This window comes from Tomitella cavernea, assembly GCF_016599145.1.
Classification (GTDB): Bacteria; Actinomycetota; Actinomycetes; order Mycobacteriales; family Mycobacteriaceae; genus Tomitella; species Tomitella cavernae.
This window is the reverse complement of the sequence record NZ_JAENKO010000021.1, coordinates 22,353-42,639: the sequence shown is the minus strand read 5'-3', so window position 1 is coordinate 42,639 and position 20,287 is coordinate 22,353. Positions and strand designations below refer to the sequence as shown.

16 protein-coding genes are annotated in these 20,287 nt (G+C 73.4%); 8 read left to right on the top strand and 8 right to left on the bottom strand.

Translation table 11 applies throughout. From position 1 onward, the window contains the following. Positions 1 to 18 precede the first annotated feature (18 nt). Genes JJ683_RS09085 through JJ683_RS09070 form a run of 4 tightly spaced genes read left to right on the top strand, consistent with a single transcriptional unit; the run spans position 19 to position 4,402 of the window. Positions 19 to 1,371, top strand: a complete 1,353-nt coding sequence (locus JJ683_RS09085) for a lipase family protein (protein ID WP_200173330.1) — start codon at positions 19 to 21, stop codon at positions 1,369 to 1,371. A 51-nt stretch (positions 1,372 to 1,422) separates the two neighbouring features. After that, positions 1,423 to 2,631 carry a CaiB/BaiF CoA transferase family protein gene (locus JJ683_RS09080; RefSeq protein ID WP_200173328.1) on the top strand — a complete coding sequence of 403 codons (1,209 nt, stop codon included), beginning with the start codon at positions 1,423 to 1,425 and terminating at the stop codon, positions 2,629 to 2,631. Then, complete coding sequence (locus JJ683_RS09075) at positions 2,631 to 3,608, top strand: hydroxymethylglutaryl-CoA lyase (RefSeq protein ID WP_200173325.1); 978 nt, start codon at positions 2,631 to 2,633, stop codon at positions 3,606 to 3,608. The genes JJ683_RS09080 and JJ683_RS09075 overlap by 1 nt, the downstream gene beginning before the upstream one ends. Continuing rightward, positions 3,605 to 4,402 carry a sulfite exporter TauE/SafE family protein gene (locus JJ683_RS09070; protein ID WP_200173371.1) on the top strand — a complete coding sequence of 266 codons (798 nt, stop codon included), beginning with the start codon at positions 3,605 to 3,607 and terminating at the stop codon, positions 4,400 to 4,402. The genes JJ683_RS09075 and JJ683_RS09070 overlap by 4 nt, the downstream gene beginning before the upstream one ends. A gap of 96 nt (positions 4,403 to 4,498) precedes the next feature. Here JJ683_RS09070 and JJ683_RS09065 read toward each other — a convergent pair whose 3' ends face one another. The 8 genes from JJ683_RS09065 to JJ683_RS09030 form a co-directional block, all read right to left on the bottom strand. Next, positions 4,499 to 5,563, bottom strand: coding sequence for a YncE family protein (locus JJ683_RS09065; protein WP_200173323.1), 1,065 nt, complete (start codon positions 5,561 to 5,563; stop codon positions 4,499 to 4,501). An 85-nt stretch (positions 5,564 to 5,648) separates the two neighbouring features. Further along, entirely contained in the window at positions 5,649 to 6,296 is a 648-nt protein-coding gene (locus JJ683_RS09060) for an isochorismatase family protein (RefSeq protein ID WP_200173321.1), read from the bottom strand. 65 nt (positions 6,297 to 6,361) lie between these two features. After that, positions 6,362 to 7,615 carry an isochorismate synthase gene (locus tag JJ683_RS09055; RefSeq protein WP_200173319.1) on the bottom strand — a complete coding sequence of 418 codons (1,254 nt, stop codon included), beginning with the start codon at positions 7,613 to 7,615 and terminating at the stop codon, positions 6,362 to 6,364. A 104-nt stretch (positions 7,616 to 7,719) separates the two neighbouring features. Next, on the bottom strand, positions 7,720 to 8,475 hold the full coding sequence (gene dhbA, locus JJ683_RS09050) for a 2,3-dihydro-2,3-dihydroxybenzoate dehydrogenase (RefSeq protein WP_200173317.1): 756 nt from the start codon (positions 8,473 to 8,475) through the stop codon (positions 7,720 to 7,722). Between the two features lie 81 nt (positions 8,476 to 8,556). Beyond that, complete coding sequence (locus JJ683_RS09045; RefSeq protein ID WP_200173315.1) at positions 8,557 to 9,843, bottom strand: alpha/beta hydrolase-fold protein; 1,287 nt, start codon at positions 9,841 to 9,843, stop codon at positions 8,557 to 8,559. Beyond that, positions 9,840 to 10,730: an ABC transporter ATP-binding protein gene (locus tag JJ683_RS09040; protein WP_200173313.1), complete on the bottom strand. Its 891-nt coding sequence runs from the start codon at positions 10,728 to 10,730 to the stop codon at positions 9,840 to 9,842. The genes JJ683_RS09045 and JJ683_RS09040 overlap by 4 nt, the downstream gene beginning before the upstream one ends. Continuing rightward, positions 10,727 to 11,842 (bottom strand): FecCD family ABC transporter permease, encoded by a 1,116-nt coding sequence (locus JJ683_RS09035; protein WP_200173311.1) that lies wholly within the window; start codon positions 11,840 to 11,842, stop codon positions 10,727 to 10,729. The genes JJ683_RS09040 and JJ683_RS09035 overlap by 4 nt, the downstream gene beginning before the upstream one ends. After that, on the bottom strand, positions 11,839 to 12,852 hold the full coding sequence (locus JJ683_RS09030; RefSeq protein WP_200173309.1) for a FecCD family ABC transporter permease: 1,014 nt from the start codon (positions 12,850 to 12,852) through the stop codon (positions 11,839 to 11,841). Before JJ683_RS09030 ends, JJ683_RS09035 begins: the two co-directional genes overlap by 4 nt. A gap of 261 nt (positions 12,853 to 13,113) precedes the next feature. Between JJ683_RS09030 and JJ683_RS09025 the strand changes: the two genes are divergently transcribed. From JJ683_RS09025 to JJ683_RS09010, 4 genes are read left to right on the top strand one after another with little or no spacing between them, the layout of a single operon-like run. Continuing rightward, positions 13,114 to 14,148, top strand: a complete 1,035-nt coding sequence (locus tag JJ683_RS09025; protein ID WP_200173307.1) for an ABC transporter substrate-binding protein — start codon at positions 13,114 to 13,116, stop codon at positions 14,146 to 14,148. Then, a complete protein-coding gene (locus JJ683_RS09020; protein WP_200173304.1) occupies positions 14,148 to 15,917 on the top strand; it encodes a (2,3-dihydroxybenzoyl)adenylate synthase in 1,770 nt (589 codons plus the stop codon). Before JJ683_RS09025 ends, JJ683_RS09020 begins: the two co-directional genes overlap by 1 nt. A 59-nt stretch (positions 15,918 to 15,976) precedes the next feature. Further along, a complete protein-coding gene (locus tag JJ683_RS09015; RefSeq protein WP_200173302.1) occupies positions 15,977 to 16,231 on the top strand; it encodes a phosphopantetheine-binding protein in 255 nt (84 codons plus the stop codon). Next, positions 16,228 to 20,280, top strand: a complete 4,053-nt coding sequence (locus JJ683_RS09010; protein WP_200173300.1) for a non-ribosomal peptide synthetase — start codon at positions 16,228 to 16,230, stop codon at positions 20,278 to 20,280. The genes JJ683_RS09015 and JJ683_RS09010 overlap by 4 nt, the downstream gene beginning before the upstream one ends. Positions 20,281 to 20,287 lie beyond the last annotated feature (7 nt).

The following is a 20,287-nucleotide window of genomic DNA, read 5'->3' as shown; positions in this document are numbered from 1 at the left end:
CCGGCGGAAGGATCCCGGATGCGCACCCGATTCCCACGCACACTCCCCCGTGTCGCGGCACCGTTGACAAGACTCGGCGCCGCCACCGCGACCGTCATCACGACCGCCGCAGCCGCGGCAGCGCTGGCCGCCCCCGCGCTGGCCGCCCCCGCGGCCGGCCCGGAGACCATGCTCAACGACATGCTCGCCGGGTCGCGCACGGACGCCCCGGCGCAGGCGGCGCCCGACGCCTTCTACGACGCTCCCGCCGACCTGGCCGGCACCCGCCCCGGCGACGTCCTGCGCGCGCGGCCCACCGCCATCGACTTCGCGGGCCTCGACCTGCCCGTGCACGCCACCACCGTCCTCTACCACTCGACGGACACGCACGGCGACCCCATCGCCGTCAGCGGCACCGTGATGGCGCCCGACATGCCGTGGACGAGGCCCGGCCCGCGCCCGCTCGTCGTCCTCGCGCCGGGCACTCAGGGCCAGGGCGACCAGTGCGCGCCGTCACGGCGGATGCCCGGCGGCGGCTCCGTCGACAACCTGGCCCAGGCGGGCGTGTTCCTCATGCAGGGCTACGCGGTGGCGGTCACCGACTACGAAGGCCTGGGCACCCCCGGCATCCACACCTATATGAACCGGCTCTCCCAGGCTCACACGGTGCTGGACATGGGCCGTGCCGCCAAGAACCTCCATGACCCCGAGATCCGGGTCGGCGCACCGGTAGGCCTGTGGGGCTATTCGCAGGGCGGCGGCGCGGTCGCCTCGGCGGCCGAGCAGGTGGACGCCTACGCACCCGATCTGGGCGTGCGCGGCGCGTTCGCGGGCGCTCCGCCGGCGAACCTCGCCGTCACCACCGCCCGGGTCGACGGCAGCCGCCTGGCCGGGGCCATCGGCTACGCGATCAACGGCCTCGAGGCCGACTACCCGCAGATCGTCCCGTCGGTGGACGCGCAACTCAACGACCGCGGCCGCGCGATGCTCCGCGACGTGGCCACCCAGTGCACCTCGGCCACCGAGGACGAGTTCGGCGGCGCGCAGAGCACGGAGTTCACCGTCTCCGGGCAGCCGATCGAGTCGCTGCTGGGCTCCGAGCCGATCAAGTCGGTCGTCGCCGCACAGACCATCGGCACGATCCGGCCCGGCGTGCCGGTCTTCGTGGTCACCGGCGACGGCGACGACATCGTCCCCGCGCGCACTGTGCGCACCATGGTCGATCGTTGGTGCTCCCTCGGCGGGACGGTGACGTTCCGCGACTATCCGACGCCGGACATCGCCCCGCTGGTCAACCATGTGGCGGCCATGCCGATCGCGGCACCCGAGGCGCTGACGTGGATGAACGACCGTCTCGCCGGGGATCCCGACGCGGGGGACTGCGCCTCCTGACCGGGTCCGCTCGCCGGTATCGTCGAGGCGGCGACAACGGAAGGCGGACAGGTGACCGACACCCCCGGGGCCCTCGACGGCTACCGCGTCATCGAGCTCGGCACGCTCATCTCCGGCCCCTTCGCCGGACGGCTGCTGGGCGACATGGGCGCCGACGTCATCAAGGTCGAGGCGCCCGACCGCCCCGATCCGCTGCGCACGTGGGGCAACGCCGAGCAGGACGGTCACCGGTTCTTCTGGACCGTGCACGCGCGCAACAAGCGGTCGATCACGCTCGACCTGCGCGGCGACGCCGGCCGCGCGGTGCTGCTGGACCTTGTGGAGCACGCCGACGTGGTGCTGGAGAACTTCCGTCCGGGCACACTCGAACGCTGGGGGCTGGGTTACGACGTGCTCAGCGGGCGCAATCCGGGGATCGTGCTCGCCCGCGTGTCCGGCTACGGACAGACGGGCCCGCTCGCCGGCCGCCCCGGGTATGCCTCCGTGGCCGAGGCGGTGAGCGGCCTGCGGCACCTCAACGGCTACCCGGACCAGCCACCGCCCCGGCTGTCGCTGTCGATCGGCGACACGCTCGCGGGCATGTTCGCCGCCCAGGGCATCCTCGCGGCACTGCTGGCCCGGCAGTCCACCGGCCGCGGCCAGGTGGTGGACGTGGCGCTCACCGAGGCCTGCCTTGCGGTGCAGGAGTCGACGATCCCCGACTACGACCGCGGCGGCGTGGTGCGCGGACCGTCGGGCACGCGGCTCGACGGGATCGCGCCGTCGAACATCTACCGCTCGTCCGACGGCAAGTGGGTGGTGATCGCCGCCAACCAGGACACGCTGTTCCGGCGGTTGTGCGCGGCCCTGGGCAGCCCGGAGCTGGCAGACGACCCGCGCTTCCGGGACCACCTGGCGCGCGGCCGCAATCAGGATGAGCTCGACGGGCTCATCGGCGCGTGGGCCGCGCGCCGCTCCGCACGGAAGATCATCGACGAGCTCACCGGTGCGCAGGTGGTCGTCGGGCCCGTGAACACCGTGGCCGAGGTGGTCGAAGACCCCCAGTTGCGCGCCCGCGGCATGTTCGTCGAGCACGACGACGCACGTGTCGGCGAGGCGGTGCTGGGCCCGGGCGTGGTGCCCCGCCTGTCCGGCACCCCGGGGTCCGTGCGCACCGCTGGATCCGCGGAGCCGGGCGGCGACAACGACGCGGTGTACGCCGGGCTGCTGGGATACTCGGAGGAGCGGCGGGCGGCGCTGCGTGAGGAGGGCGCGATCTGATGGACGGACTGCCGCAGCGCGTGAGCATCCGCGAGGTGGGCCTGCGCGACGGCCTGCAGAATGAGGCGCCGCTCCCCACCGAGGCGAAGGTGCGGCTGCTCGAGGCGCTCGCGTCGACGGGCGTTCCACGCATCGAGCTCACCGCTTTCGTCTCGCCCCGCGCGGTCCCAGCGATGGCGGACGCCGCCGCGATGGCCGCGGCAGCCGGCACGTTCCGCGACGACGGACCGGAGTTCTCGGCGCTGGTGGCGAGCCCGGGCGGGGCGCGCCGCGCTGTCGACGCGGGCATCACCACCGTCGAGTACGTCGTCTCCGCCTCCGACGGGCACAGCCGCGCCAACGTCAAGGCCACCACCGACGAGGCGCTCGCGCGCACATCCGGGGTGGCGGACATCGTGCACGGTGCGGGCGGTCGGCTCGAGGTGATCATCGCCACCGCCTGGGACTGCCCGTTCGACGGCCCCACCGACCCGGACCGTACCGTGCGGGTGGCGGCCGGGGCGCTGGCGCTCGGGGCCGACTCGCTGGCAGTGGCGGACACGATCGGTACCGCGACGCCGGGCCGCGTGACGGCCCTCATCAGTCGGATCCGCGTCGAGCTCTCTCCGTCTGCTGCGCAGCCGATCACGCTCGGCGCACACTTCCACAACACGCGCGGCGCCGGACTCGCATGCGCGTGGGCGGCGGTGCAGGCGGGCGTCACGCAGCTGGACGCGGCCGTCGGCGGCTTCGGCGGCTGCCCGTTCGCTCCCGGGGCCAGCGGCAACATCGCCACCGAGGAGCTCGTCTACCTGCTGGACGATTCAGGCATCGCCACCGGCATCGACCTCGAGGCCGCGCTCGCCGCCGCGGCGCTCGTGGAGGAGATCGTCGGCAGGCCCGGCGCGAGCAACCTGCTGCGCGCCGGGGACCGGAAGCGCGGCCGCACGCCCGTTTCCACCGACCTGAACACCATCGCCTCGGACGCCGCGTCCTGATCGCCGGCCTGTCCCCGGCCGTTCTCGTCGGGCTGGCGCTGATCAGCCTGGCCGGCGGCATCGGTATCACCGCTCTGGGCCCCGGCGGCGTGCTCCCCACCATCGGACTGTTCGCGCTGACCGGCTTGTCCGCACCGGCCGTGGCCGGAACCGCCCTGGTCACGCACGTCGCCACCGGCATCGCCGGCACGGCGGCGTTCGCACGCTCGGGTCAATTGCGCCAGGCGCACACCCGCCGCACGGCGCTCACCCTCGCCGGTGCCGCCGTCATCGGCACCCCCGTAGGGGTCCTGGTCAACGCGCAGTTGTCCCAGCGCGCGTTCGGCTATGTGCTCGCCGCCGTCGTCGCCGTCGTCGCGCTGCTGCTGTGGTACCGGGAGCGGCGTGGCGCCGGACGGGAGACGGCTGTGGTCACCGGAGCCGTCGCGCCCCGCAGGCATCCGGACCCCGTGACTGTTGCGGGAATCGGGGCGGCCGTCTCCGTGACGGGCGGGATCGTGGGCATCGGCGGCCCCATGCTCGCCGTGCCGCTGCTGATCGCATGCGGTGTGCCCGTACTCGAATCCCTTGCGGCGGCACAGGCGCAGTCGATCGTCATCGCCGCCATCGGTTCGGTCGGCTATGCGGCGCAGGGCGCGATCGACTGGCCGCTCGCGCTGCTGGTCGGGGTGCCGGAGTTGGCCGGGGTGTTCCTCGGCTGGCGGATCGCGCACGCCATCCCCACCCGCACGCTCAAGCGTGCCCTCATCGTCGCCCTGCTGGCGCTGGCGCCGTATCTGGCCTTCACAGCCTGACACGAGCGTCGGCCGCGAGCCTGTCGCCCCGTGGAAAGGCTCCGGCGCCGAGGGGAGTCCCCTCGGCGCCGGAGCGTCGGTGCGGCCGGGACGGGGTCAGGCGCCGATCACCGCGACTTCCGCGCTGCCGCGATCGGTGACCAGTGCCGTCGAGGTCAACGGGTTGTAGCCGACGCCCAGCGGCACGCCGCCGATGTGCAGTTCGGCGATCTTGGTGCCGGCGTCCGCGTCGATCACCGACACGCGGCCGGGGTCGTCCGGGTCGGTGCTGCCCTTGCCGCCGTCGCCCTTGGCGGTCAGGTGCGGAACCACGCACACGGCGCTCACCGGGTTGCAGTCGATGCCGATGGGCTGCGCGCCCACGTCGATGCTGTCGACCACCGCGTCGGTGTTCACGTCCACCACGTCGACGGTGCCGGCCTTGAATGCGTCGACGTAGAGCTTGCCGCGCAAGGTGTCCAAGTACATGTTCTGCGGGCCTTCGCCGGTGGTCACCGACGCGATCTTCTCGTTGGTGGCCGACGAGTATTCGGTCACCGTGGCGTCGCCGGTGGTGGACACCCAATAGCTGCCGCGCGCCTCGTCCACCTCGATCTGCACCGGAGTCTCGCCCGTCGGCACCGTCGCGGCGACAGCGTTGGTCGCGCCGTTGATCACCTGCACCGCGGAGTCGCCGGGCACGGCCAGGTAGACCAGATTGCGCACCGGATCCACCTCGATACCGTGGCCCTTGCCCGTGTCGATCGTGCCGGTGACCTTACCGGTCACGGCGTCGATCACGGCGACCGTCTTGTCGCGCGTGTTCGAGGTGTACACGATCTGCGTGATCGGGTTGACCGCCACTCCGTAGGGTGCATGTTCGAGTTCGATCGTCTGCAGCGTCGCGTTGGTGGTGGCGTCGACGACGGTGATCGCCTTCGCGCCGGGACTCGCGAAGTAGGCGCGGTTGTGGATCGGGTCCACGGCCACCTCATAGTTGCCGTCGCCCACCTGCAGCGTGTCGAGCACGGCCGGTTCCGGCGACGGTGCCAGCGAGCCGAGCACACCCGCGGGCCCGGGTGCGGCCAGCGCCGGGGCGGCGGTGGCGGTGACGAGGCCGGCGGCGGCCGCGAGGGTGAGCATCCGGCGCACCCGCGCCGTCGACTTACGAGTGGTGTCCATCAGTGTGTTCTCTTCTTTCGTTGTGTTGTCGAACAGGCTGTGTAATCGAACAGTTCGGTCCGGCTGCACCGCTTGTGCGTGCGCGTCAGTGCTGCAGCGCCGGGGTGAGCGCGTCGACCAGGCGCGCCGTGGTGGTCACCGCGGCGCAGCGGCGTGCCGCGTAGTCCACCGCCATCCGGTGCTCATCAGCGGTGAAGTCGGCCACCGCGTCGGCCACGAAGAACGGCCGGATGTCGCGCATGAACGCCTCCGTCGCGGTGGCCAGGCACCCCAGGTGCGCATACACGCCGGTGATGATCAACTGGTCGCGCCGCTGGAACCGCAGCACGTCCGCGAGTTCGGTGCGCTGGAACGCGCTGTAGCGCCACTTGGTGATCACAATGTCGTCCGGCCCGGGGGCCAGCGCGTCGACGATGCGGGTCTGTGCGGGATCGTCGGCCATCCCCTCTCCCCAGAAGTCGGCGAGCAGCCCGCGCCGTGCGAGGTCCTGCCCGCCCGGCTGTGCGGAATACAGCACCGGGATTCCCCGGTCCGCACACGCGGCGCGCAGCGCCGCGATGTTGCGGTAGAGCTCCGGGATCGGCTCTTGCGCAGGGTCGTACGCGTCCAGAAAGTATTGCTGCATGTCGTGGATGAGCAGAGCGCACCGGCCTGGTTCCGGGCGCCAGTCGGCGCGGTTGGCGTCCAGGTCCGCGGCGGGCGCGGTGTAAGGGTGGATCGCGGGGATCGACATGGCTGCTTCGGGCTCCGTCTCTGGCGTAGGGCGTGTGTCGGGTCTGTATGCGGGTCGATCGACCCTCAGCCGCGCACCGGGGCGGCCGCCACCGCCTCGTCGATGGCGTCGGTCATGGTGCGGAACTTGGCGGAGGTCTCCGCCAGCTCGGCCGCGGGATCGGAGCCGGCGACGATGCCACCGCCGGCGAACAGCCGTGCCCCGCCGGCGTCCACCTCGGCACAGCGGATCGAGATGGCCCATTCGCCGTCGCCGTCCGCGTCGCACCAGCCGACGAAGCCGCTGTAGAACCCGCGGTCGAAGGTTTCGATCCGGCCGATCTCCGCGCGGGCGGCCGCCGTGGGTGCCCCGCAGATCGCCGGGGTGGGATGCAGCGCCAGGGCGAGATCGAGCGCGGTGACGGCGCGGTCTGCGACCGTCCCGACAATGGGGGTTGCCAGGTGCCACATCGTCGGCGTCGCGACCAGCCGAGGCCGCACCGGGACGTCGAGGCTGCCGCACAGCGGGCGCAGCGCCTCGGCGATCGCGTCGACGACGATGGCGTGCTCCACCTGGTCCTTCGCCGATGCCTGCAGCGCCTCCGCGCGCCGCCGGTCTTCTGCGGGATCGTCGCTGCGCGCGGCGGATCCGGCAAGCGGGCACGAGCGCACCGCGTCGCCGTGCCGCGATGCGAGCAGCTCGGGGCTGGCGCCCACCATCGCGCGCGGCCCCGCCCCGGGGGCCGCCGGGATGTCCGCGGCGAACGTGTAGGCCCCGGGATGCCGGCGGGCCAGGACCCGCAGCACGCGCCCGGGCTCCAGGGCGCCCTCAGGCCGTAGGTGCAGCGTCCGGGCGAGGACGAGCTTGTGCAGCTCGGGGGCCCGGTGCATCACGCTGAGCGCCTCGTCGACGGCCGCCATGTGGTCCTCCGGGCTCGGACACGCGGTGACCGCGCATGAGGCCGGTGCGACGCCCGCCGATGCGCCGCGGTCAACACGATCGCCGCCAGCACCAACGCCGCCGATATCACCGCCGCTGCCGTCGGTCACCTGGAGCTGCTCCGGGACCATGAGGCGGGCAGGGCGTTCCGTGTCGAACGGGACCGCCCCGACGACGCGCGCCGGCCGGCCCCCGTTCCGGGGAGCAGCGCGGAGCGCGGCGCGCACGGCCTCTGTGCACGCGACGGCCGGAACGTCCGAAGCCACCACTGCCCCGCCCCTGCCCAGCACCGCCCGGCGCCCGCTCGAGAAGTAGAAGTCGCCGGGCGTGTACGCGTCCAGCGGCGTAGCCGCGCCGGATCCGGCCGGCGCGGCGGTGTGCATCGCAGTCGAGAGGGTCATCGCGTCTCCTGTCGTCGCGCGCCGGGTTCCGGCGGCGGTGTCGTCAGCAGTGCAGTGTCACGTTTCCGGTGCCGGTTCCACCCGGCCGCCGGCGGCGGGAGCGCTCACGCCCTGAGCGTCGCGCCGCCGTCCACGTAGAGGTCGTGCATGGTGATGTGCCGCGCGCGGTCCGACAGCAGGAACAGCACGGAATCGGCCACGTCGACCGGATCGGCGATGCGGCCCAGCGGGATTCCCACCTTGAACAACTCAGGTGCACCCGCGATCACCGCGTCCAAGCCTGTGCCGTCGCTCCACATTCCCCGCTGCATGGGCGTATCGGTGGAGCCCGGCGAGACCACGTTGCACCGGATGCCGTGCGCCGCCAGCTCCAGTCCGAGGCACTTGGTGAACATCGTCGCCGCGGCTTTCGACGCCGCGTAGGCCGCCATCGATGCGCGCGGGACGCCCGCCGCGTTGGAGCCGACCGTGACGATGGCGCCGGCCCCGCGCGGGACCATCACCCGGGCGACCGCCCGGGACACGGTGAACACGCCGGTGGCGTTGACGTCGAACGGGCGCGACCACTGCGCGTCGGACGTGTCGACGACGTCGCCCGTGGCCAGGACCCCGGCCACGTTCGCGAGCATCGCCACCGGCCCCAGCTCCGCCTCGACCCGCGCGATCACCTCGTCAACTGCGGCGGAATCGGCGACGTCGCAGGCGTATCCGCGGCCGCCGGCGGGAGCCGTGGCGCCGTCGAGGTCGAGCGCCGCGACGACGGCGCCACGCGCGGCGAGCCCCGACGCGACGGCCGCGCCGATCCCGCCCGCGGCCCCGGTCACCACGGCCACCCGGCCGGTGAACTCGGCAGCATCCACGATGCACCCTCCGATCAATGATTTGGTTAGCCTAACCTAACAGATGATTGGTCGGGTTGCCAAGCGGCCCAACGGTCCCGGCTACCATCCATGCGTCAGCGATGCGAGGCCGCCGGCGATGCCGACACGCCAGCAGGCGACATCGTGCCCACCGCCGAACTCGCGGTACCCCAGCGGATACCCCTTGTACTCGAGAACATCCCGGAATCGTCGGGCCGGCATCAGGTTCACCCACTCGTCGCACCCGACCTCCAGGTGGAAACGCACCGGAAGCCGCTCACGCCGCGCATACCAGTCGGTCAGCCATTCGCGCCCGTCCTGCGACGACTCCCCGCCAGGACCGCGCCCCCGCCACCACAGCGACGGAGACTGGGCCAGGACGCATCCGACGCGCTCCGGCGCCGAGCCCGCGATGAACGCCGCCGCCAGTCCGCCCAGGCTCTGACCGGCGATGACGGTGCGTGCCGGATCCCGGGTGACCGGCAGGCGCCGCTCCACCCACGGCAGCAGCTCGTCGGTGACGAAACGGACGAACGGCGCGTGACAGGTCAGTTCCTCGTTGCGCACCGACGGCCCCAGGGTGTCGACGCCCACCGTCACCATCGCGGGCAGCTCCCCCCGCGCGTAAAGGTGGTCGAGCGTCGGCCCGATCGGTGCGGTCTCGAACCAGGTGGCGCCGTCGAGGAGCACCAGAACCGGATATCCGCCCGCCGGCGCGCCGGCCCCGGAGAAGCCGTGCGGGGTGTGCACCCACACCCGCCGGGTGTTGCCCAGCGCCGCACTGGTCACCTCGTGCGTCTCCACCGCACCGGCCGGCGTGCCCGGCGGCGGGGCCAGATGGTCGTCCGCAGGGGCCTGGGGCATCGCCGCCACGCTCTTGTCCGCGCCGCCCGGCTGCGCGAGCCGGCGCGGATTGTGCGGGTCGGGGACGGCTGCGGCGGGTTCGGCAGACTCGTCGCCCGGCACCAAGTGATAGCTGCCGCGCCAGCCGACCGGGAGCCGGTAGGCGAGCCACCACACGTCGGTGCCCTCGACGTTCCGCATTCGCGAGGCGGCCGGGTCGGCGCGGTCGTGCAACTTGTTCACCATGGCGGCGGCCGGCCCGCCGCGATGGACGAAGGTGGCGATCACCTCGTCTGCCGGGGCCGCGCCGGCGCCCGCGTCGCCAGCGCCCGGGACCGCCTCGATCAGCGGCGTCCCCTCTGCGGCGACCTCCCGCCAAAAGGCTTCCACCGCGCCCGGAATCCCCCGCCCCACTTGATCCTCGAGGCACCCGATCCGCGGGCTGTCCGCCAGCGGCGCCGACGCGGGTCTGGGCGTCTGCGGCGGGGTCGCGTGGTGCGGTGCCGCGGCGCCCCGCGCAGTCACGCGTGCACCGTCGCCACCGGCGGGGAGCCGGGCACCGCACCGGGCGCTGGGCAGGCATCGAGGGCGGCCGGATGCTCCCTGGTGACCACCACCGGCGCTCCGTCGCTGGGCGCGGTGAGGATGTCCGCGTCGATGTCGAACAGAGTCCGCACCAGCGCGGCGTCCACGACCTCGCCGGGCGGACCCCACGCGACCATCTCGCCGTCACGCATGGCCAGCACGTCGTCCGCGTAGCGCGCGGCGGCTCCGATGTCGTGCACCACCATCACCACGGTGCGACCTGCTCGGGCGACGCCCCTGGCGAGACCCAGCACGCTCGCCGCGTGCCCCAGGTCGAGGGCGCTCGTCGGCTCGTCCAACAGCAGTACCGGCGATTCCTGGGCCATGACCATGGCGAACCAGCAGCGTTGCCGCTGGCCGCCGGAGAGTTCGTCCAGGCGTCGCCCCGCCAGCGACGTCGTGCCGGTGGCTTCCAGTGCGGCGGCCACCGCCTGCTCGTCGCGGTACGACCACTGGCGGAACAGGCCCTGGTGGGGATGCCGTCCGTAGCCCACAAGGCCCGCCACGGTGAGCGCCTCGGGGGCCTGCGGAGACTGCGGCAACAACGCCACCCGGTGCGCGGCCTGGCGCGGACGCATCCGCCACAGGTCCTCGCCGCCCACCGTCACCGCGCCCGAGGTCGGCTTGTGCAGACGGGCGATCGACCGGAGCAAAGTGGACTTGCCGCAGCCGTTGGGCCCGACGATGGCCACGACACGCCCCGCCCCCGCGGTGAACGACACGTGGCGCACCGCGGGGGCGCCCGAATAGCCCGCGCTGAGCCCGGAGACCTCCAGGCTCCAGCCCACGGCGCCGCCGGCCGGCGCGGCGGCAGTCGCTTCGGTCATCGGCCTCCTCCTTCTCGCGACAACAGCACCCACAGCAGGAACGGCCCGCCGAGGACGGCGGTGACCACGCCGGCGGGGATCTCGACGGGTGCGAGAGTGCGGGCGGCGAGGTCGGCGGCGACCACCAGTACCGCGCCCACCACTGCGGACGAGAGCACCGGGACCCGCGCCGGCCCGGCCAGCCGCGAAGCGATCACCGGCGCGGCCAACGCGACGAACCCGATGGGCCCGCCGACGCCGACGGCCAGACCCGCCATTCCGACGGCCACCGCCAGCACCGCCAGCCGGGTGCGATCCGGACGCAGCCCCAGCGTCGCGGCTGTGGCGTCGTCGAGACGCAGCACCCCCAGCCTCCTCGCCATCAGCAGCGCGAGCGGGAACAGCACGGCCAGGCCGACGGCCACCGGCACCGCGGTCTCGTAGCCGCGGCCGTTGAGGCTGCCCATGGTCCACAGGAATGATCCGCCCGCGGAGTTGATGTTCTGGGTGGCCAGCACCAGCTGGGTGACCGACGAGAGCATGGTGGTCAGCGCGACCCCCACGATGAGCACCCGGTACCCGGCCCGCCCCATCCCGCCGGCCAACAGCACCACGACGAGTCCGGCCGCCGCCGCGCCCACGGGCCCCGCCCACCACGCGCCCACCAGCCCGGTGACGCTGGCACCCGCGACGGCGAGCATCGCGGTGGTGGCACCCTCGCTGACGCCGAGCATGTCGGGGGTCGCCAGACGGTTACGGGCGAGGGTCTGCGACAGGCAACCGGCAGCGCCCAGGCCCGCGCCAGCCAGCAGCGCGCACACCACCCGGGGCAGGAATATCTGCTGCACAAGCAGGTTCACGCCGTTGCCGGCGCGGCCGAACAGCCCGGCAAACAGCTCTCCGGTGCCGAACCCCGCCGAGTCGGTGAGCAGTGATGCCACCACCAGCGCTGCCGCACACACCGCCATCACGGCGACGACGAGACTCCCCCGCCGCGCGAGCACTACGGAGTAGCCGCCGGCGCGGACCACGAACCCGTCCGGGGGCCGTGCCGCCGCTGCGGCGCCGCCCTTCACGCGGTCGCCTTCCGGCACCGGGGTTTCCGTCGGCACCGGGGTTTTCGCCGCCGTCACAGCGCCCCCTGCTTCGACGCGCCCAGTGTGAGCAGCCGGGACGAGCGGGCGAGCATGATGAGCAGCGGCGCGCCGATGAGTGCGAGCAGCACCGCCACCGGCGCCTCGTACGGGGCGATCACCAGCCGGGCGGCCACGTCCGCGACCAGCACCGCGAGCGCGCCGGCGAGCCCCGCGAACAGCAGTTGCGGCCCCATCGCCGTGCCGACCACCGCGCGGGCGATGTACGGCGCGAGCAGCCCGACGAAGGCCACCGGCCCCGCCACCGCCACCGACGCCGCCGTCAGCAGCGTCACCGCGACGACCACGACCGACCGGATCAGCTTGGGCCGGTGCCCCAGCGACCGCGCGGTCTCATCGCCCAGCGACAGCGCCGACAGCGGACGGGAGGAGGCGAGCGCGATGACGACGCCCACGATCACGAACGGCAGTACGTCGATGACCGACTCGGCCGACACACCGGACAGCGAACCGAGGATCCACCACCGGTATTCGTCGTAGCTCGCCTGTTTGCCCAGCAGCAGGTAGGCGGTGACGCCGCGGACTGTGGCTCCGATCGCTGCGCCGGCGAGCACCAGTCGCAGCGGCGACGCCCCGCCGGACCCCTTGGCTGCGATGAGCAGTACCACGGCACTGACGATGAGGGCGCCGGCGAATGCCCAGCCCAGCCGCGCGGTCCCGGTGCCCGCGGCGCCGAGCATGATGCCGGAGACGACCCCCAGCGCGCCGCCCGCGTTGACGCCGAGGAGCCCGGTCTCCGCGAGGGGGTTGCGCGTGACCGCCTGCAACAGTGCGCCTGCCACGCCCAGCGCCACGCCGATCAACAGCGCGGCGAACGTCCGTGGCAGGCGCAGGTCCATCACGACGATGCGGAGGTGCTCGTCGGCGCGCGCGTCGCCGCCGCCCACCAGGAACTGCACCGCACGCCACACGCCCGTATCGCCCGATCCGAACAGCAGCGACGCCACGGCGGCCAGCAGCACCGCCAGCACAAGGAGCGCGGCCGACACGACATGACGTCGTGCCCCGACGCGGCTCCGTTTGCCGCCCAACCCGATAGGAGACACCCCCCTGGCGCCGGGGCGGCGGTCCGTGGCAGCATGATCGACGACCATGAAGTTAGCCTAAGCTAACCGACGGGGCGGGGTCGAACGGGCCCCGCCGAGTGGGACGACGCGGCCCGCCCGCGTACAGCGGCCCCCCGGCACCCCGGATCCGGTCGTACGTCCACGACAACACTGACGCAACCGCAACAACACTACGGAGCATTCATGCCGCAATCAACGATCCCCGGCGCCCGCCCCGCGCCCCGAGGCCGTGCCGGTGCGGGCCGCGGTCCGCGCCGCCGGTCCGGCCTCGCCGCGCTGTTCACCGTTCTCATGGCGCTGATGCTCGCGCTCACCGCATGCGGTAGCGGATCCGGCGAGTCGGGCGAGGCCGATGCGGCATCGGCGGCGTCGGCCGACACCGTCACCATCACCGATGCCACCGGCACCGAGGTCGAGGTGCCCGCGGACCCGCAGCGTGTCGTGACGCTGAGCGAGATGGACCTCGATGCGGCGCTCGCACTCGGCGTGACGCCCGTGGGCGCGACCGCCGGCCGCGGCCAGGACGGCGCCCCGCGCTACCTCGGCGACAAGGCGGATGGCATCACCATGGTCGGCACCGTCACCGGCCCCGAGCTGGACAAGGTGATCAAGGCCGACCCGGACGTCATCCTCGCGGGCCAGGTGCGCGACCAGCAGGTGCTCGCCCGCCTGCGCCAGATCGCGCCCACAGTCGTCACCTTCCAGCTCGGCGAGAACTGGAAGGACGCGTTCGCCACCATCGGCGAGACGCTCGGCCGCACCGACCAGCAGCAGGCCTTCATGGACGAGTACCAGGCCAAGGTGGCGTCGGTGCAGCAGGACCTGGGCCCGGCCGCAGACTCGGTCGTCAGCGTGGTGCGCTGGAACCCCAAGGGGCCCAGCACCATCAACAAGGGGACGTTCGCAGGCAGCGTGCTCAACGACGTCGGCTTCCAGCGCCCCGAGGCACAGCAGGAGACCGCGCAGCACAGCATGCCGCTGAGCATGGAGAACCTCGACGCCATCGACGGCGACTGGATCTTCGTGGGCACCCTCTCCGGGCAGGGCAACGACGTCGACGCGCTCGACGCCGCGATGGCCAGCCCGTCGTTCGCCGCGCTCTCCGCCGTCCAGGAGGGCCACGTCAGCACCGTCGACGGCTCGCAGTGGATGAGCCTGGGCGGCCCGCTGGCCGCGATGTCGATGCTCGACGACGTCGACGAGGCGATGGCGAACTGATGGCCGGCACCACCACGCGGTCCCGCTACCCCGACTGGCCCGAGGACTACGCCCGCAGTTACCGCGCGCAGGGTCTCTGGCGCGACGAGACCCTGTGCGACGTGCTCAGCACGCGGGCCGCCGCGCACGGCGACCGGCTCGCGCTCGTCGCCGGCGGAACCCGCCTGACCTACGACGAGCTCGCCGCTCGCGTCGACGGCCTGGCGGCGGGCCTGCATCGGACGGGCATCCGGCGCGGCGACCACGTGGTGGTGCACCTGCCCAACGGCGCGGCGTTCGTCGAAACCTTCTTCGCGCTGCTGCGCCTCGGCGCCGTGGCGGTGCTGGCGCTCCCCGCACACCGGCGCACCGAGATCGTGCAGTTCTGCGGGCACACCGGCGCCGTCGCCTACATCGTCGCCGACAAGCACCTCGGATTCGACTACCGCGCCCTCGCCGCCGAGGTCTCGGCGGACCTGCCCGCGTTGCGGCACGTCATCGTCGCAGGAGAACCGGGCGAGGTCGGCGGGTCGCACGGCTTCCACCGGCTCGGCGACCTCTACGACCGTCCCGGCGACAGCACCGACGCGGACCCGCTCCCGGAGCCCCCCGTCGCCTCCGACGTGGCGCTGCTGCAGCTGTCCGGCGGCAGCACGGGCGTGCCCAAGCTCATCCCGCGCCGCCACGAGGACTACCTGTGCGCGATCCGCGAGAGCCTCGACGCCTGCCCGCTGGACGCGCGCTCGGTGTTCCTCGGGGCGCTGCCCGTGGCGCACAACTTCCCGTTCGTCTCCCCCGGCATCCTCGGCGCGTTCCACGCCGGTGCCACCGTCGTCCTCGCGCACGTGCCGAGCCCCGACGTGGTGTTCGCGCTCATCGAGTCGGAACGCGTCACCATCACCTCGGCCGTCCCGCCGCTGGCGTTGTCGTGGCTGGCGGCCGCGGCGTCCACGCGCCACGACCTGTCGAGCCTCGAGGTCCTGCAGATCGGCGGCGCCGCGTGCGGCACCGACCTGGCGCGGCGGGTCGGCCCCGAACTCGACGCCACCCTGCAGCAGGTCTTCGGCATGGCCGAGGGGCTCATCAACTACACCCGCCTGGACGACCCGCACGAGGTGATCGTCGCGACGCAGGGCCGCCCGTGCTCCGCCGCCGACGAGATCCGCATCGTCGACGACGCCGGCGACCCGGTGCCCGACGGCACCCCCGGGCACCTGCTCACCCGCGGCCCCTACACCATCCGCGGATACTTCGAACCCGCTCACGGGGACGGCGGCGCCGGGGACCCGTCCGTTCCCGGCTCCGGCTCCCCCACCGACCCCAACCGCACCGCCTTCACCGACGACGGGTTCTACCGCACCGGCGACCTGGCCGTGCTGCGGCCCGACGGCAACCTCGCCGTGGTCGGCCGCATCAAGGAGCAGATCAACCGCGGTGGGGAGAAGATCTCGCCCGACGAGGTCGAGGGACGCCTTCTCGCCCACCCTGGCATCCACGATGCGGCCGTCGTCGCCGTACCGGATGACGCGCTGGGCGAGCGCACCTGCGCATTCGTCATCCCTCGCCGCACGCAGGCGGGCCCGGAGCAAGGGGGTCCGGAGCGGGGGGACGGCGCGCCTCCGCTCGGCCCCCGGGACGTCACCCGTTACCTGAGGCGGGACGGCCTGGCGGCGTACAAGATCCCCGATCTCGTGAAGATCGTCGACGAGTTCCCGGTGATCGGGATCGGCAAGATCAGCAGGGTGCAGCTGCGGCGCGCACTCGCCGAATCCCGCTGCGCCGGAGAGTGATTTTCTCGTCACCCCCACCATCCCCACCCGATTCCGATGCTGAAAGGCGGCGCATCCGCATGACCACCCCACTGCCGGCGACCCTGGACGACCTCCGACGCGACGTCAGCGAAATCCTCGAAGACCCGGAGGTGCTCAGCCTCTCCGGCGACGACGACCTGCTCGAGCTCGGCATCGACTCGATGCGGATGATGACGCTGGTGACCCGGTGGAACGAGCGTGGCGTGGAGGTCGGCTTCGTCGAACTCATCGAGGAACCCTCCCTGGACGCCTGGCTGGCACTGATGTCCCGCGGCGACCGCCGGGGCGCATGAGCACCCTGCCGCTGACCCGCGCGCAGTCGGGGATCTGGTTCGCTCAGCAGCGCGATCCGGGCAGCCCCGCCTTCCACTGCGCCGAGTACGTGCGCATCAGCGGACCGATGGACGCCGCCGCGCTGGAACTGCTCCGGCGTGCTCTGCGCCACGTCGTCGCGGAGACCGGCACGCTCACCGCACGATTCGACACCCACGGGCCGGGCGGCGCCGGGGACGGCGAGCCCCGCCAGGTACTGGGGGCCGCGTTCGACGATCCGATCCGCATCCTCGACCTGTCCGGCGAGCCGGACCCGGAGGCGGCCGCGCAACGCGTGATGCGCGACGCGACGGCGGAGACGCCGGACCTCGAACGCGGCGGGCTGTTCACGGCCATGATCCTGACGCTGGGCCCGGCCGACGGCGGCAACTGCTGCGACGTACTGCTCTACCTGCGCGCCCACCACATCGTGCTCGACGGGTTCGGCTTCTCCTCGGTGATCCGGCGCACCGCGCGGGTGTTCACGGCGTACGAACGCGGAGAAGAACAGACCGCGAGCCCCTTCGCGCCCCTCGACGCGCTCATCGCCGAGGAACAGGACTACCGCGCATCGCCGGACTTCGCTGCGGACCGCGTGTTCTGGGCGGACCGCCTCGCCGGCCGCGGAAGCGCGCGCAGCCTGGCCGACCGTGCACAGCCCGCAGCCCGAGACGTGCTGCGCCACGGCGGCACGCTCCCCCGCGAGACTGCGCGCGCCCTGGACACGACGGCGCGAGCGCACGGCGTGGCTTGGCCCGAGCTGACACTCGCCGCGGCCGCCGCCTACGTCGGCCGCATCACCGGGTCCGCGGACGTCGTGCTGGGGCTCCCCGTCCTCGCCCGCACCGGCTCCGCCGCCGCGAAGGTCCCCACCACCACGGTCAACGTGCTGCCGCTGCCGCTCACCATCGGCGAGGACGACGACCTGTCCGCGCTCGCCCGCTCCGTGCACGACGGGATCGCCGCGGCCCGCGCGCACCAGCACTACCGGCACGAGGACCTGCGCCGCGACCTCGGCCTGGTCGGCGGGAACCGGCGGCTCTCCGGGCCCCAGATCAACATCAAGCCGTTCGGGTATCCGCTCCGGTTCGGCAGCCGACCGGCGGCCGTGCACTACCTGGCGGCCGGGCCGGTCGAGGACATCGAGCTGACCGTGCACACCGCCGCCCCCGGCGGCGCGCTGGGCTTCGATATGTCCGCCAACCCGCGCCTCTACGGGCCCGACGAGTTGGCCGCGCACCACGCCCGGCTGCACGAGCTCGTCACCCGCGCCGCCACGGGCACGGCCCCCGGGCCCGTGCAGACGCTCGACGTCGCCACCCGCGCCGAGCTGCGGATGATCGACGCCTGCAACGACACCGGGCACGACGTCGACCCCGCCACCCTGATCGACCGCATCGAGGCCGCCGCGCGGCGCACCCCCGGCGCGCCCGCACTGCGCTTCCACGGCGAGACGCTCACCTACGCGGAGCTCGACGCGCGCGCCGACCGGCTCGCCGCCCTGCTGCGCCGCGAGCACGGGATCGGCGGCGGGGACACGCCCGCCGGCCCGCCCTGCGACATCGTCGCCGTCGCCCTCCCCCGCTCGTTCGAGCTGGTCGTGGCGCTGCTGGCGACGCTCAAGTGCGGGGCCGCCTATCTGCCGGTGGACCCCGACTACCCCGACGGCCGGATCGCCTACCTCCTCGATCACGCGCGGCCCGGATGCGTGGTCACGACCGGCGCCGAGGCGGCCCGGCTCCCCGACACGCCCGCCGCGCCCGTCGTCCGGCTCGACGACCCCGCCGTCGCCGCCGCCCTCGCCGCGCCCGCTGAACCCGTCACCCGCCCCGGGGACCTGCTCGACAGGCCCGCCTACGTCATCTACACCTCCGGCTCCACCGGCGCGCCCAAGGGCGTCGTGGTGGGCCACCGGGCCATCGTCAACCGGCTCGCCTGGATGCAGCATGCCTTCGGCCTCGGCGCCGACGACCGCGTGCTGCAGAAGACCCCGTCCGGCTTCGACGTGTCGGTCTGGGAGTTCTTCTGGCCGCTGATGACCGGGGCCGTGCTCGTCCTCGCCGAACCCGGCGGGCACCGCGACCCGGCCTACCTTGCGGACCTCATCGCGACCGAGGGCGTCACGACGATCCACTTCGTGCCGTCGATGCTCGAGGCGTTCTGCGGCGAGCCCTCCCTGAAGCGCCGGCCCGGCACGACGCCGCTGCGCCGGATCGTGTGCAGCGGAGAGGCACTCGACGCGGGCCTGGCCGACACCGCGGAATCGCAGTTGGGCGCGCCCGTGTTCAACCTGTACGGTCCCACCGAGGCCGCGGTGGACGTGAGCTGGTGGCGGCACGCCGCGGGATCGGCGACGGTCCCCATCGGGCACCCCGTGTGGAACACGAGGCTGCACGTGCTGGATTCGGCCATGCGCCCCGCCCCGCCCGGCGTGGCCGGCGACTTGTACCTCGCGGGCGTGCAGCTGGCGGACGGCTACCTGCACCGGCCGGACCTCACCCGGCAGCGGTTCATCCCCGACCCGTTCGGTCGCGCGGGAGAACGCCTGTACCGCACGGGCGATCAGGCGCGCAGGCGGCACGACGGCGCGCTCGAGTATCTGGGGCGCGACGACGACCAGGTGAAGATCCGCGGCGTGCGCATCGAACCAGCCGAGATCGCCGCGGCCCTGCGCGAGCTCGGCCCGGTGGCGCAGGCCGCCGTCGTCGCGACCCGGGCCGGCGGGGACGGCCCGATGATGCTCGTCGGCTACGCGGTGCCGGAGGCCGGAACGGAGATCGACCCGGCCGCCGTCCGCCGCAGCCTCGCCGATCGGCTGCCCGCGGCGATGGTGCCCGCGCACATCTTGCCTCTCGCCGCGCTTCCGGTGACCGCCAACGGAAAACTCGACCGGTCCGCGCTGCCGGCTCCCGAGGCCGACGGCCGCGCGATGCGCACCGCCTCCGAGGCACCGTGTTCGCCGCGCGAGCAGGCACTGTGCGAGCTCATGGCCGACGTGCTGGGGCTCGGGTCCGTCTCGCCCACAGAGGATTTCTTCGACCTCGGCGGGCACTCACTCGCAGCCGTCGCCCTGGTGCGCCGGATCCGCGACGCGCTGGGCGTCGAAGTCGGCGTCGGCACCGTCTTCGCCGCGCCCGACGCCCGCTCACTCGCCGCGGAACTCGACGCCGGGGCGCTGGACCGTTCGCTCGACGTGCTGTTCCCGTTGCGTTCGGGCGCGGGATCCGATGCCGGCACAGCAGAGGCGGACCCGGCGCTGTACTGCGTGCACCCGGCGGGCGGGCTCGGCTGGTGCTACGCGGGTCTCGCACGCCGGCTTCCGTCAGGGCGGCCGGTGATCGCCGTGCAGGCGCGGGGGCTCGACGGGCGCAGCGCACTGCCCGCCGGCATCGAGGCGATGGCCGCCGAGTACGTGGACGCGATCCGCGACTCCGGCGACGAGGGCCCCTACCACCTGCTGGGCTGGTCCGTCGGCGGGGTGGTCGCGCAGGAGATGGCGGTGCAGATCCAGGAGTCCGGCGGCACCGTCGCGTCGCTGACCCTGCTCGACGCTTACCCGAGCGACCAGTGGCGCGGGCTCGAGGCGCCCACCGAGGACGAGGCGCTCCGTGCGCTGCTGCACATGGCCGGCCAGGATCCGGACGAGGAGCCCGACGCCGACGCCGACGGAGCGGCCGGGACGTCCGGCCGGGCCGCCGTCATGGACCGGCTGCGCCGCGGCGGGAGTGCGCTGGGCAGCCTCGGCGAGGAGACGCTGTCCGCGGTGGTCGACATAGTCACCAACAACGCGCGGCTCATGCGGGAACACGAGCACCGGGTGTTCAAGGGCGACGTGCTGTTCTTCACCGCGGCCGCCCCGCGCGCGGAGTCCTGGCTGCACCGCGACGCCTGGAAACCGCACCTGTCCGGCGGCATCGAGGGCCACGATCTGCCCCTGACGCACCCCGAGATGATCCGGGACGCCGCACTGGACACCGTGGGCCCCGTGCTGGCCGAGCGGCTGAGGCTGGCGGACCCCCAGGGCGGGTAGCGCCGCC